This window comes from Paenarthrobacter sp. 22069 (assembly GCF_052046035.1).
Classification (GTDB): domain Bacteria; phylum Actinomycetota; class Actinomycetes; order Actinomycetales; family Micrococcaceae; genus Arthrobacter.
This window is the reverse complement of record NZ_JBQEQF010000005.1, coordinates 28,907-41,259: the sequence shown is the minus strand read 5'-3', so window position 1 is coordinate 41,259 and position 12,353 is coordinate 28,907. Positions and strand designations below refer to the sequence as shown.

General features: G+C 69.5%; 13 protein-coding genes and 1 riboswitch. Of the genes, 3 read left to right on the top strand and 10 right to left on the bottom strand.

The genetic code is table 11. From position 1 onward, the window contains the following. Positions 1-47: 47 nt before the first annotated feature. Entirely contained in the window at positions 48-971 is a 924-nt protein-coding gene (trmB, locus tag ACTJK0_RS05260; protein WP_440744512.1) for a tRNA (guanosine(46)-N7)-methyltransferase TrmB, read from the bottom strand. Next, positions 968-1,318, bottom strand: coding sequence for a hypothetical protein (locus tag ACTJK0_RS05255; protein ID WP_440744511.1), 351 nt, complete (start codon positions 1,316-1,318; stop codon positions 968-970). The genes trmB and ACTJK0_RS05255 overlap by 4 nt, the downstream gene beginning before the upstream one ends. Positions 1,319-1,683: 365 nt before the next feature. Here ACTJK0_RS05255 and ACTJK0_RS05250 point away from each other — a divergent pair, with 365 nt between their 5' ends. Both ACTJK0_RS05250 and ACTJK0_RS05245 read left to right on the top strand, forming a co-directional pair. Continuing rightward, positions 1,684-3,027, top strand: coding sequence for an MFS transporter (locus ACTJK0_RS05250; protein ID WP_181422354.1), 1,344 nt, complete (start codon positions 1,684-1,686; stop codon positions 3,025-3,027). An 8-nt stretch (positions 3,028-3,035) separates the two neighbouring features. Then, entirely contained in the window at positions 3,036-4,454 is a 1,419-nt protein-coding gene (locus ACTJK0_RS05245) for an MFS transporter (protein ID WP_440744510.1), read from the top strand. A gap of 32 nt (positions 4,455-4,486) precedes the next feature. On the opposite strand, the gene ACTJK0_RS05240 is transcribed toward ACTJK0_RS05245, so the two are convergent. Continuing rightward, entirely contained in the window at positions 4,487-5,260 is a 774-nt protein-coding gene (locus ACTJK0_RS05240; RefSeq protein ID WP_440744509.1) for a class I SAM-dependent methyltransferase, read from the bottom strand. Between the two features lie 315 nt (positions 5,261-5,575). Here ACTJK0_RS05240 and ACTJK0_RS05235 point away from each other — a divergent pair, with 315 nt between their 5' ends. Then, complete coding sequence (locus tag ACTJK0_RS05235) at positions 5,576-7,498, top strand: DEAD/DEAH box helicase (protein WP_440744508.1); 1,923 nt, start codon at positions 5,576-5,578, stop codon at positions 7,496-7,498. 59 nt (positions 7,499-7,557) lie between these two features. On the opposite strand, the gene ACTJK0_RS05230 is transcribed toward ACTJK0_RS05235, so the two are convergent. The 7 genes from ACTJK0_RS05230 to ACTJK0_RS05200 all read right to left on the bottom strand — a co-directional run bounded on the left by ACTJK0_RS05230 (position 7,558) and on the right by ACTJK0_RS05200 (position 12,290). Continuing rightward, on the bottom strand, positions 7,558-8,208 hold the full coding sequence (locus ACTJK0_RS05230) for an MBL fold metallo-hydrolase (protein WP_440744507.1): 651 nt from the start codon (positions 8,206-8,208) through the stop codon (positions 7,558-7,560). A 21-nt stretch (positions 8,209-8,229) separates the two neighbouring features. After that, the gene (locus ACTJK0_RS05225; protein ID WP_110541948.1) at positions 8,230-8,532 is read right to left on the bottom strand and encodes an antibiotic biosynthesis monooxygenase; all 303 of its coding nucleotides are present in this window, start codon (positions 8,530-8,532) and stop codon (positions 8,230-8,232) included. Positions 8,533-8,585: 53 nt separating this feature from the next. Continuing rightward, on the bottom strand, positions 8,586-9,599 hold the full coding sequence (locus tag ACTJK0_RS05220; RefSeq protein WP_440744506.1) for an aldo/keto reductase: 1,014 nt from the start codon (positions 9,597-9,599) through the stop codon (positions 8,586-8,588). Between the two features lie 60 nt (positions 9,600-9,659). Next, positions 9,660-10,286 (bottom strand): nucleoside/nucleotide kinase family protein, encoded by a 627-nt coding sequence (locus ACTJK0_RS05215; protein WP_440744505.1) that lies wholly within the window; start codon positions 10,284-10,286, stop codon positions 9,660-9,662. Between the two features lie 9 nt (positions 10,287-10,295). Then, positions 10,296-10,658, bottom strand: a complete 363-nt coding sequence (locus ACTJK0_RS05210; RefSeq protein ID WP_440744504.1) for a DMT family transporter — start codon at positions 10,656-10,658, stop codon at positions 10,296-10,298. Further along, the gene (locus tag ACTJK0_RS05205) at positions 10,658-10,981 is read right to left on the bottom strand and encodes a DMT family transporter (protein WP_440744503.1); all 324 of its coding nucleotides are present in this window, start codon (positions 10,979-10,981) and stop codon (positions 10,658-10,660) included. Before ACTJK0_RS05205 ends, ACTJK0_RS05210 begins: the two co-directional genes overlap by 1 nt. 10 nt (positions 10,982-10,991) lie before the next feature. Beyond that, positions 10,992-11,057, bottom strand: a riboswitch (guanidine-III (ykkC-III) riboswitch). A gap of 51 nt (positions 11,058-11,108) precedes the next feature. Beyond that, a complete protein-coding gene (locus tag ACTJK0_RS05200) occupies positions 11,109-12,290 on the bottom strand; it encodes an ROK family transcriptional regulator (RefSeq protein ID WP_440744502.1) in 1,182 nt (393 codons plus the stop codon). Positions 12,291-12,353 lie beyond the last annotated feature (63 nt).

The following is a 12,353-nucleotide window of genomic DNA, read 5'->3' as shown; positions in this document are numbered from 1 at the left end:
CCTTCAGGACCGCCACGCACCGGCGTTGGGGGGCCTTCGTCGGGCGCCTAGCGGCGGCGGTAGCAAAGATCGAAAATGAGCCGGCCGGCCTCGTGGGCCTTGGCTTCGAAGCTGGTCCGGATCCTGCCCTCGAAACGGGGAGCCCAACCGCCGGTCTCGTCCACTCCTTCGTTGGGGCCGGTGTGCTCCGTGCTCACAGGAGCCCTGCCCTCACGGACCGGCGCGCCCCCCACCACTGTTTCGACGCCGGACTGCCAAACCTGCGTCAGTGGGCTTTCGGGTCCGCGGCGCTCGCCGGTGTGCAGGTTTTCGAAGTCCTCTGAACCGGCCATGACGTCCCGGACGTGCACGGCGTAGTTGGACCAGTCCGTGGCGATCCGGAAGAGTCCTCCCGGCTTCAGGGCGCGCGCTGCCAGCCTGCTGAACTCCGGCTGGATGAGGCGGCGCTTGTGGTGCCGCGACTTGTGCCACGGATCCGGGAAGAAGACCCACAGTTCGCTGACCGACCCTTCGGGCAGCATGGTGGCCAGTACCTCCGGGGCGTTGGCCTCCACCACCCGCACGTTTTCGAGGCCGCGGCTGTTGATCTTGATGATGGTGTTGGCCAGCCCCGGCGTGTACACCTCCACTGCGAGGAAGTTCGTGTCCGGGTTCTGCTCAGCCGCATGGCAGATGGCATCTCCCAGCCCCGACCCGATCTCGACGATGAGCGGAGCCTCGCGGCCAAACTCGGCGGCCGCGTCAAAGGCGTAGTCGGGGTGGACCGAGGTGTTGGCCACGTGCCGCGGAACATCGACGGCCCACCGCTCTGCATGCTCGGCCCATGCGGCCTGCCGGCGGCCCTGGAGCCTGGTGCCGCGCCGCACGAAGCTCACCGGACGGCCGCCGTAGGTGCCGAAGGAGGCCTGGGTTCCGGGCGTTACTTGCCTTGGGACATGCGGCTGCTGGGGGTTTTCAGGGGATTCGCTCATCCCTTCCAGAATAGCGCCGCGGCGGCGGCGCCGGACCGGAGGGCCCGGAATACGCCTGCGCCGTGGGCATGCAGATGCTCAGAACACGCTAGGAGTTCGAGTGCCGGACCCAGTGCCAAGGCGAAGACCACGCCGCAGATGCAGAGGGCAACTGCCGCCGCGGACCGGCTTCCTGATCCCCGCGGCAACTGTTTCAGCGCTGGGAGTGCCAGCCTGAGACCGAGCGAAGCGAAGAGGAGCGGAAGGCTGAACAGCACGAAGGGAGCTACCCACGGAGCGCGGGAGTAGCCGTTGTCCGAATAAGTCAGGAGCATGGCCAGCCCGGCCAACGGCCCGGTCAGGAACATGCTGACCGGGGCAAGGATCGCCAGGACCAGGCTTTTCGTCCCTTTGGGTCCGGGCGCTCCCGGCGGCCGTCCAGGGCCCTCTTGGAAGGGAGGGGGCCCTGTTCCGTCCGCCCGTGCGTTGTCCGGCGATGCGCCCTTTAACGCTGCGCTTTCCACTGGTCCAACCGCCGGCGCCCGGCCCTCCGGCGGCGCGGGGCGTGATTCCGGCCGGGGTGTAGCTTCCATTGGTGCTCCCGTTGCTAAGTGCGGCCAGGTGCGTGGCCGCGGCTGGTTACAACCTATGAATCTGCCCGGTGCGCCGGAAGGTGCGCCGGTCCCTATGTGGAAAACCGGCACCCGATTGCACGCCCTGCAAGAATGGGCGGATGACGGACGCAACGAATGCCGGCGCGAGGGAGCAGCGGCGAAGGGCAGCCTCCGCGGAAGCCGGGGAGGGGACCCGTACGGGCAGCAGCCTTGTGGATCTCAGCAACCTGGTGGACGCGGAAATCGATGAACTTCCGGCAGCGGAGCCCACCCGCGTGGGCAGCCGGCGCGCCCTGGCCTACCTGGGGGTGTGCCTGGTCCTGATCGGCCTGAACCTTCGAAGCGTCTTTTCCAGCCTCTCGGCGGTCCTGCCGGAGGTGACCGCGCAGGCAGGCCTGCCAGGCTGGTCCGTGGTGGTGCTGACCACCGTTCCTGTGACCCTGCTGGGTGTCTTCGCCCCGCTCGCCCCCGTCCTGGCCCGCCGCTTCGGCGCGGAACGGGTGTTGCTGGGCGCCATGGCACTGCTGACGGCAGGGCTCCTGCTGAGGCCCGTGGACGCGGGGCCTGCCCCAGGCGGCGGCCACCTTCCTGCCCTCCTGCTGGGCACGGCGGCCTGCGGCGCGGCGATCGCACTGTGCAACGTGCTGCTCCCGGGCCTGGTCAAGCGTGACTTCCCGCACCGGCTGGGACTCATGGGCGGGCTTTACACCACAGCGATCTGCGCTTCGGCCGCCCTCGGTGCCGGCTTCACCTACCCGGTCTACACCGCGACGGGGGAGTGGACCAAGGCGCTGTGGGTCTGGGCGTTGCCCGCCGCCGTCGTCCTCCTCCTGTTCCTGCCCGTCGCCGTGCGGCAGGGGACCGTCCGGCACCAGGCCGTCCGGGACGGGGTCAATGTGTGGCGCTCCTCCGTGGCCTGGCAGGTGACCATCTTCATGGTGCTGCAGGCCATGATGTCCTTCAGCGGTTTCGCCTGGCTGGCGCCCATCCTCCGCGAGCGCGGTGTTGACGGGGCAACGGCCGGCCTGATCGTTGCCGTGTGCATCGTGCTGCAGATGCTGGGGTCCCTGTTCGCCCCGGCGCTCGCCGCACGGTTCCGGGACCAGCGCGCCATCAACGCGGTGGTTGCCCTGATGACCGGCGGCGGCTTCGTGCTGAGCATCCTCGGCCCGCTGGACCTTGTTTGGGTGTGGGCCGGGCTGCTGGGCCTGGGACAGGGAAGCCTCACCGCCTGCGCGCTGACCCTGATCATGCTCCGCACCCGCGACGGGCATACCGCCGCCCATCTGTCCGGCATGATGCAGGGCGTGGGTTACGGGGTTGGCTCCACCGGAACCCTCATGGTGGGGCAGTTGCATCAGGCCACCGGCTCGTTCGTTCCCGCCGGAATCCTCTTCACGGTGGTGGGACTGCTGGCGGCCGTGTTCGGTTACCGGTCCGGCCGCAACCGGTACGTGGGCTAGGAAACGCCGTGCGGGACTCCACGCTGCCTACGGCCCATGCAGCCTCGGGGATCTTCCGGGCCCCGTACGTGTGGGTCACCACCGGAACCTGCGCCCTGGTGTTCCTGTCCGCGTTCGAATCCCTCGCCGTGACCACCATCATGCCCCTGGTCAGCCGCGAACTGAACGGCGGAAGCCTCTACGCCCTGGCCTTCGCCGGGCCGATGGCCACAGGCGTCATAGGCATGGTGGGGGCCGGCAACTGGTCAGACCGGCGCGGCCCGGCCTTACCGCTGTACGCCTCCGTGGCACTGTTCGTTGCCGGCCTGCTGATCGCGGGCACCTCGGTTTCCATGCCCATGCTCGTGGCCGGGCGCCTGATCCAGGGGCTGGGAGGCGGCGCGCTCACCGTGGCGCTGTACGTGCTGGTGGCCCGGTTCTTTCCCGGCACGCTGCACGCCAGGATCTTCGCCGCATTCTCAGCCGCCTGGGTGATCCCCTCGCTGGTGGGCCCCTTCGCCGCCGGTATCGTGGCCCAGGTCTTCAGCTGGCACTGGGTGTTCCTCGGCGTGGTGGGCCTGGTCCTTCCGGCGCTGGCCATGATCGTGCCCGTCCTGCGCGGGCTCAACAGGGCAGACGAGGCACCCCGCCCGGAAGAAACCCCCTGGGACCTCGGCCGGCTGGGCTGGGCGGTGCTGGCTGCGCTCGCGGTGCTGGGCCTCAACCTCTCCGCCGACATCAGCATCCCCGCTTTCCCCCCGGCCACGGCACTCCTGGCGTCCGCCGCCGTCGTCCTGGCGCTGGTGGCCGTCCGGCCGCTGGTGCCCGCCGGCACCCTGTCCGGCCGCCGCGGACTGCCCAGCGTGATCCTGGTTCGGGGCTTTGCGGCGGCGTCATTCTTTGGTGCGGAGGTCTACCTTCCGTACCTGCTGATCGACCGCTACGGGTTCCCGCCCACGCTGGCGGGCCTGACCCTGACCGGAGGGGCGCTGGCATGGGCCGGCGCCGCGGCCGTGCAGGGCCGGCTGGGCTCCCGGCTCTCCCACCGCGTGGCGGTCCAGGTGGGATCGCTCATGGTCCTGGCGGCCATACTCCTGGCCCTGGCCACCACGGCGCTGCACTGGCCGGCCGCGATCGCCATTGCCGGCTGGGTGGTGGCGGGCGGCGGCATGGGCCTGCTGTACCCGCGCCTGAGCGTCATGACCCTGGCGCTGTCCACCAAAGAGAACGAGGGCTTCAACAGCTCAGCCATGTCCATTTCGGATTCGCTGGGCGGGGCACTTTCGCTGGCCGCCACGGGAATTGTCTTCGCGGCCTTCACGACGCCGGTCCAGTCTTTCGCGGGCGTGTTCGCATTCACCGCCTGCATCGGGATCGCCTCGGCGCTGGTGGCGCCGCGCGTCGCCGGCCCTGAACGCCCGGGCGACCAGGAGCGCACCGATAGCTAGGGACGGACGGACAGCCAGGAGCGTCCGGACAGCTAGGGCAGGCGGGTGGCGCGCAGCACGACGTCGGCGATGGTCGCTTCCTGTCCTTCGGGTCCCGTCACTGGCCGCTCCCGGCTGGTCCGGACCTCAATCTGCCACTCCGGTCCGCCAAGGTCCAGTTCGCGGACCAGGTCGTCGGCCGTATAGAACATGTCGCGATGGTTGTGGTGGTCCGCGCCCCATGGCGGCAGCCGGTCCGGGTGGTGGCCCACCACCAGCAGCGTTCCGCCGGGTTTGACGGCCGAGACGGCGGTCCGCAGCGGGGTCCGCCAGTCGAGCTCCTGCGAATGCAGGAACTGTGAGGTCACGAAATCGTAGGAGTCGCCGGGCTGCCACTGCGTCAGGTCCGCCTGCTGCCAGGTGATCCGGCTGCGGATGTCCCCGTTGGATGCGTTCACGCTTTCGCGTGCCAGCTCAGCCAGTTCGTGCGAGTGCGCCCGTTCCAGCGCCACGGCGGAAACGTCGACGGCGGTCACGGACCAGCCCTGCTGGGCAAGCCAGATGGCGTCGGCGCCTTCGCCGCATCCCAGTTCCAGCGCCTTGCCGGGGCGGAGGCCGCCGGCTTCGCGGACCAGCTGTGGGTTGGGTTTTCCACTCCAGAGCCGTGCTTTGGTGCGGTACCGCTCGTCCCATACCGTTGCGGAACTGATGCCGCCGTCATCCGGCTCCGGGGCCACGCCGCCGTCGTCCCCCAGATGTTGGTGTGTGTGGTTCCGGTGCGCTTTATTGCGGTGCGTGTCCTGGCCCTGCTCCGGGTGTTCGCTCATGCTCCAACACTGCCCCGCCGTGCCCCTGAAGGCAACGGCGGGACAGGTGCCGGGCGGCGGGATGCTAGACTGGTGGAACTTGATGTGCAGTGATGCCGCCTGCTCCGGATCTGGAGTTCCTTCCAGGGAGTGGGCATTTTTCATGTGAGAGGCACATCCTGCGTCGATGAACGCGTTCCATTTGGTCCCGGCCGGCTGTCTTTATTTACAGCGCCCGGTTGATCACCTGACTTTTCTTCGGCGAAACCCCTGGTCCAACCGGCATCGGGGGCCGATATCCGCCCGGATACCGCCAGAAAGACCGTAAAAAACTACATGACTACTTTTGCTGCCCTCGGTACTCCCAAGGCCCTTGCAGACACCCTTTCAGCCCAGGGAATCGTTGAACCGTTCCCCATCCAGGTGAAGACCCTTCCGGACACGCTGTCCGGCCGTGACGTCTTGGGCCGCGGCCGGACCGGCTCCGGTAAAACCATTGCTTTCGCCATCCCGCTTGTAGCAAGACTCGCTGAGCGGGAAGCCAAGTACTTCCGCAAGCCCGGCCGCCCCATGGGCCTGGTCCTGGCACCCACCCGTGAACTGGCCACCCAGATCAACGCCACCATCGAGCCGCTGGCCAAGGCCGCCGGCCTGAACACCACCGTGATCTACGGCGGCATCTCCCAGGCACGCCAGGAGAAAGCGCTGCGGGCCGGCGTCGACATCGTCATCGCCTGCCCAGGCCGCCTGGAGGACCTGATCCGCCAGCGCATCCTCACCCTCGAAGCGGTGGAGATCACCGTCCTGGACGAGGCCGACCACATGGCCGACCTCGGCTTCCTGCCCGTGGTCAAGAAGCTCATGGACATGACCCCCAGCCAGGGACAGCGGCTGCTGTTCTCGGCAACCCTGGACAACGGCGTGGACAAGATCGTCCAGCGCTACCTGTCCAACCCGCTGACCCACTCGGTGGACGACCCGCAGGCTGCAGTCACCACCATGGAACACCACGTGCTGGTGGTCAATGACCAGACGGTCAAGAAGCAGCTGATCGTGGAGCTCGCCTCCGGCGCCGGCCGCCGTGTCCTCTTCATGCGGACCAAGCACCATGCCCGCAAGCTGGCCAAGACCCTGACCGACGCCGGCATCCCGGCCGTGGACCTGCACGGCAACCTGTCGCAGAACGCCCGTGACCGCAACCTTGCCGAGTTCTCCAACGGTGACGTCCGCGTCCTGGTGGCCACCGACGTAGCCGCCCGCGGCGTGCACGTTGACGACGTCGAACTGGTCATCCACGTTGATCCGCCCACCGAGCACAAGGCGTACCTGCACCGCTCCGGCCGCACCGCACGCGCCGGTTCCGACGGCACCGTGGTTACCCTGACCCTGCCCGAGCAGCAGGCCGACGTGAAGAAGCTCATGAAGGCCGCCGGCGTGGACGTCAGCTTCGAGCGCGTCACCGCCAGCTCGCCCATCGTGGCCGAACTGGTCGGTGACATCGCTGAGAAGGTTGACCCGCGCACCCGCGCTGCACTGCTGGCTGCCAAGGCCACCAAGCAGGGCGGCGGCACCTCCACGGGCGCCAACGCAGAACGCAAGCGTGCACGCCGCCAGGCTGCACCGTCTGCAGGTGGCCGCGGCGGCCGTGGTGGACGCGGCAAGGTTTCGGCCGAGCCCGCCCGCACCGATGTACCCCGCGCCGAGCGCCGCGCTGTCGCCTTCGAAGGACGCACCGAAGCCCGCGCAGCCTTCGACCGCAATGCTGAGCAGAACGAGGACCGCGCCGTGGCAGCAGCTGCCGCCCGCCGCAATGCCCGTGGCCGCGGAACCGCAGGTGCCCACCGCAACGACGTTCCCGCAGCAGGTGGCCGCCCATCGGCCGGCCGCGGATCGGACGGACGTGCAGCAGAGGGCCGCGGCGATTCCCGCATCACCCGCAGCGCAGCCCCCCGCGGCGGCACCGGCCGTCCGGCGGCAGGCGGACGTCCGGCGGCAGGCGGACGCCCGGCTTCCGGCGGAGGCCAGCGCAGCGGACGCCCCGCCACCGGCCAGCGCGCCGCGGCAGGCAACTCCGGCCAGCGTTCGGCAGGGGCTGCCGGCGGCAGCAAGGCCGTCTGGTCCTCCAACACCGGCGGAACGTCCGGCGGATCCTACGGTTCGGGCAGCGGCGCTTCCGGCAACGGCGGCTCCGGCCGCCCGGCCCGCAGCGGCCCGCGCCGTGCATCGGCTCCGGCGTCCAACGAGCGCCGCGGCCGCTAGAAGTGCCTTTTGAGCGGGCCCGCCTTTTAGGTGGGCCCGCCCAGCCGTTTAACGGACTCCTACCAGCCGCGGGCGCGCCACTCCGCCAGGTGCGGCCGCTCCGCACCCAGCGTGGTGGGCTTGCCATGGCCGGAATGGACGACGGCGGTGTCCGGGTAGGCGTCGAACAACCGCTCCGTGACGTCGGACAGGAGCCGGGCGAACCGCTCCGGGTCCTGCTGGGTGTTGCCCACGCCGCCCGGGAAGAGCGAGTCACCTGAGAAGATGTGCGCCGGTCCGTCCGGGTCCTGGTACACAAAGGCGATCGACCCCGGCGTGTGGCCGCGCAGGTGCACCGCCGCCAGCTCAAAGCCGTCCACGGCCACCTTGTCGCCGTGCCCAAGCCGCCGGTCCACGGCAACGGGCAACGCATCGGCGTCGTCCGCCCCGGCAGCGGTGGGCGCGCCGGTTGCCTCCACCAGCTCCTTCAGCGCCCGCACGTGGTCCCAGTGCTGGTGCGTGGTGGCGATCAGGGCGAGGTGCGCCGGTGCGGTGCTGTCCGCGGCGCCATCGGCCAGCAGCTGCTGGATGGTGGGCAGGTCATCCGCGGCATCGATCAAAAGCTGCGCGCCGCCCTCCTTGGCGGTCAGGAGGTACACGTTGTTGTCCATCGCGCTGACCGAGATGCTGCGGATGGTCAGGGCCGGCAGGTCGTAGAGAAGTGAGTCCATGGGCTTCAGTCTAGGGACGGGCTAAAGGTCCAGCGGGAGGGTGCTGGAGTATACCTGTTTGGCCGGCGGCCCGGCCAGGATCTCGTGCAGCGCGCTCTTGCCTTCCGGCGTGGTCCGCCAGGCGGCGTAGTCGTCATGGTCCTGGGTGGTGGCCCAGGTTTCGACCACCAGGATGTGGCACGGGTCGGCGTCGTCCACAAGCGCTTCGATGCCTTGGTTGCCGGGCCACGCACGGGTTGCGGCGAGGGTTTCGGACAGATATTTGGCGGCGTCGTCCCGGCGGGTCGGGTCGATCCGGACTTCGAAGTGGACGATGGCAGTCATGAAGCTCCTTAAGGTTGCAGTAAAGTACGCGGTTTCTTCGGGCAGGTCATCCGCTATTCGCGCCCTTCAGACACCCATTTCGGGTCAGCGGAACGGGAACCGACGACGGCGTCCGAGGCTGCGTCGAGAACCTCCAGGTGCGCCGGGGTAAGGTCCAGGGCCAGCGCGCCCAGGTTTTCGTCGATCCGCGCGGACTTGCGCGTGCCCGGGATCGGAACGACCGGCAGGCCGAGCCGCCCGCCCTGGGCCAGTAACCAGGCCAGGGCAACCTGCGCGGGTGTAGCATCCAGCTGGTCCGCCACGTTCCGGACGGCGTCCACCACAGCCTGGTTGGCGGCTGCCGCGTCCGGGGCGAAGCGGGGAATGTTCCGCCGGAAGTCGTTGGCCCCCAGGCTTGAGGTGTCCACGGTTCCGGTGAGGAAGCCTCGGCCCAGGGGAGAGTAGGGAACGAAACCCACGCCCAGGCCGGCGGCGGCCGGGACCACGTTGCGCTCCACGTCGCGGCTCCAGATGGACCACTCGCTTTGGACGGCGGCGATCGGGTGCACCGCAGCCGCGTCCTGCAGTTCCTGGGCCGTCACCTCGGACAGGCCCAGGTGCCGGACCTTCCCCTGCTTCACCAGCTCCGCCATGGCGCCCACGGTTTCCTCGATCGGAACCCGGACGTCGCGGCGGTGCATGTAGTACAGGTCGATGACGTCGGTGCCCAGCCGCTTCAGGCTGCGTTCCACGGCCTGCCGAACGTACTCCGCGTCACCCCGGATGTCCGTGTAGCCGTCGGTCGGCGTGCCCACCAGGGCGAACTTGGTGGCCAGCTGGACCTCGTCCCGCCGGTCCTTGAGCAGCCGGGAAATCAGTTCCTCGTTGCTGCCCCCGCCATAGATGTCCGCGGTGTCGATGAAGCTGACACCGGCGTCCACGGCGTGGTGCAGTGTCCGCAGGGCCTCCGCCGGGTCAACCTCGCCGTACACGGGCGTCAGGGCCATGCCGCCGAAGCCAAGGGGGCTGACGGCCAGGCCATCGCCGAGCTGGACGGTGTTGCCGCGGTCAGTGGGGGTGTGTGCCATGGTGCTCCTTGTCGGTTCGTGCAGGTGCTGCGTGGTTGGGTGCAGGTGCCGGATGGTTGGCTACAGCCAGGGGATGATGCGGTCGGCCGCCGGACGGGTTGCCTGGATCAGCCGGGCGTTTGCCTCGTCCGGTCCGTTGGCCCAGGTTGCGGCGGCGTTCTGGTCCATCCCGAACGAGACGTGCCGGTCCACCAGCCGCTGCAGCCGGAGCTCCGGCGGAGTTTCAATGAACCAGACCTCGTCCAGCTGGGCGCGGATCTCTTTCCACGGTTCCCGGTCCACCAGCAGGTAGTTGCCTTCGGTGATGACCAGCGGGACGTCGGCGGGTACGGCGATCGAGGCTGCCACCGGTTCGTCAATGGTGCGCCGGAATTCCGGGGCGTAGACCACTGCCTCGTCCCGGCGTGCCAGGCGGCGCAGCAGCGAAAGGTAGCCGCCGCCGTCGAACGTGTCGATGGCTCCTTTCCGCTGCCGCAGCGGAGTCCCCTCGATGATGGCGTTGCCCAGGTGGAAGCCGTCCATGGGGACCACCACCGCGGTGCCGGGGCTGAACTGCTGCAGGAGCCAGGCGGCCAGCGTGGACTTCCCTGCCCCGGGCGCGCCGGCAATGCCGAGGATGGTCCGCGTACCGGGAGCCAGCCTGCGCCGCAGCGCGTCCACCGCCTGGGCAAGTTCGGGGGAGTCCATGTCCACAGCCTAGTCACTGCCGCGCCCAGGCGCCGGGTCCTTCCCCGGCAGCACCTTCAGGCCGGCAGCGCAGCCCACGATGCCGGCGATGAACAGCAGCTTCAGGACGCTGAACGGTTCCACGCCGGTGGCCATCGCCCAGCCCACGGTCAGCGCCGCGCCGATCCCCACCCAGACGGCGTAGGCCGTGCCCAGGGGGATGGTGCGGATGGCCATGCCCAGGCCCAGCATGCTCAGGGTTGCGGTGGCGGCGAAGGCGAGGGTGGGCAGCGGCTTGGTGAAGCCGTCGGAGAGGCCCAGCGCCGTGGCCCAGACCGCTTCGAGGACGGCGGAGGCCAGCAGGACCAGCCACGGGAATGAACGCCTGATCACTACGCCACCACCTTCAAGCCCACCACGCACATGGCGATGCCGGAGAGCAGCAGGAGGCGCACCGCCGTCGGACGCTCCACTCCGCCGGCCATCGCGTAGGCGGAGGTGAGCACCACTCCAACCCCCACCCACACGGCGTAGGCGGTGCCGGTGGGGATGGTCTGCATGGCGACGGCGAGCCCGCCGGTGCTGGCGGCGACGGCTGCGAGGAACAGGAAGGCAGGGCCGGTTCTGCGGCGGCCGGATGCCTGCGAGGCACGGTGCAGTGCTGCGGCCCAGACGGCTTCCAGCGCCCCGGAGAGAATGAGGATTAACCACGGCATGACGGGATCCTTTGGCCAGTCTTGTCGCGTGCCGGGTACTGAACCGTCGTCCGGAGGCTCAGGTGCAGAGCCTTGGCTTCCAAGGTAGCAAGGTACGACGGCGGCGGGCCACCGTTGGTGCCCAACCTCACCACCCGCGCTGGGCAAGCAGCCTTTCGACCCGCTCCGGCGCGTAGAGGCTCTCCTCCACCAGCCGGCAAAGGCCCACCGCCGTGGCCTCGCGGCTGTCCGCGGGGACGATCTCCAGGTCCACCAGGGACGGTTCAAAAGCGTCGGCAAGGATTTGCTGCCGGCACGCCGCCAGGAAAGCGGGCAGGACACCCACCAGCCCGCCCACGGCCACCCGGCCCGGGTTGAGCGTTCCCACCATGGCGGCGAGGACCCGGCCCAGCACCTTTCCAGCCCCGGCGACGGCGTCCCGGACCTCCGGGTCCCCTGCCGCAGCGTCGACGAACCGGCGCAGCGTCCCGTAATGCGCGAATTGCGGGGAAGCCAGCAGCGCGCGCCCCGACGCCACTGCTGCAAGACAGCCGTCCCTGCCGCAGCGGCACCGGCAGCCGGCAGCCTCCGGGATCCGCACGTGTCCGATATCCCCGGCCGCCCCGTGCGCGCCGCGCACCAATGAACCCCGGACAATAATGCCGGAGCCGACTCCCGTACTGACCTTCACGGCGACGACGGAATCGGCGGGGCCGCGGACCTCGCCCACCGCCATGGACCGTGCATCATTTTCCAGCAGGACGGGGCAGTCGAGGCGGGACTCCATGGTGTCCTGCAGGCTCTGCAGGTCCCAATGGGCAAGGACGGTCCGCTCCAGGCCCAGGCGGTGGAGGGGGTCCACCGGGGCGGGCAGCCCTACTCCCGCTCCTACCGGCTGCCTGCCGTCGAGCAGCCGCAGCGCCTCCCCGACCACCTGTTCCACCACGACATCCTGGGCGTTTGCGATATCCACGGGAATGCGGACGGAAGCCAGCACCTCCCTGCTGAGGGCGAGGAGGTTGATTCCGGCGTGCGTGTGGCCGATTTCGAGGCACACCACCACCTTGTCCCGGTCATCGAACCGGAGTGAGCGGGGCGGCCGGCCGCGCTGGGCGCGCAGGGGAGCGGATTCGTAAACGAGGCCTGCCGCGAAGAGGGCATCGAGCCGCTCGTAGAGGGTGGACCGCGCCATTCCTGTCAGTTCCAGCAGGTCCGACCGGCTGTACCCCGCGGCGTTCGAGCGTAGCAGCTGCAGGAGGTGCCCGGCACTGGTGGCGGGGCCTGCCGGCGGCTGCGCAGGCTCACCCACCAGAGTCCTCTGCTCCGTCACCGGGCCGGCTTCCTCTCCAGTGTGGGCGCTCCTGTGGCAGCCCCGATCATTGACGTGATTTGC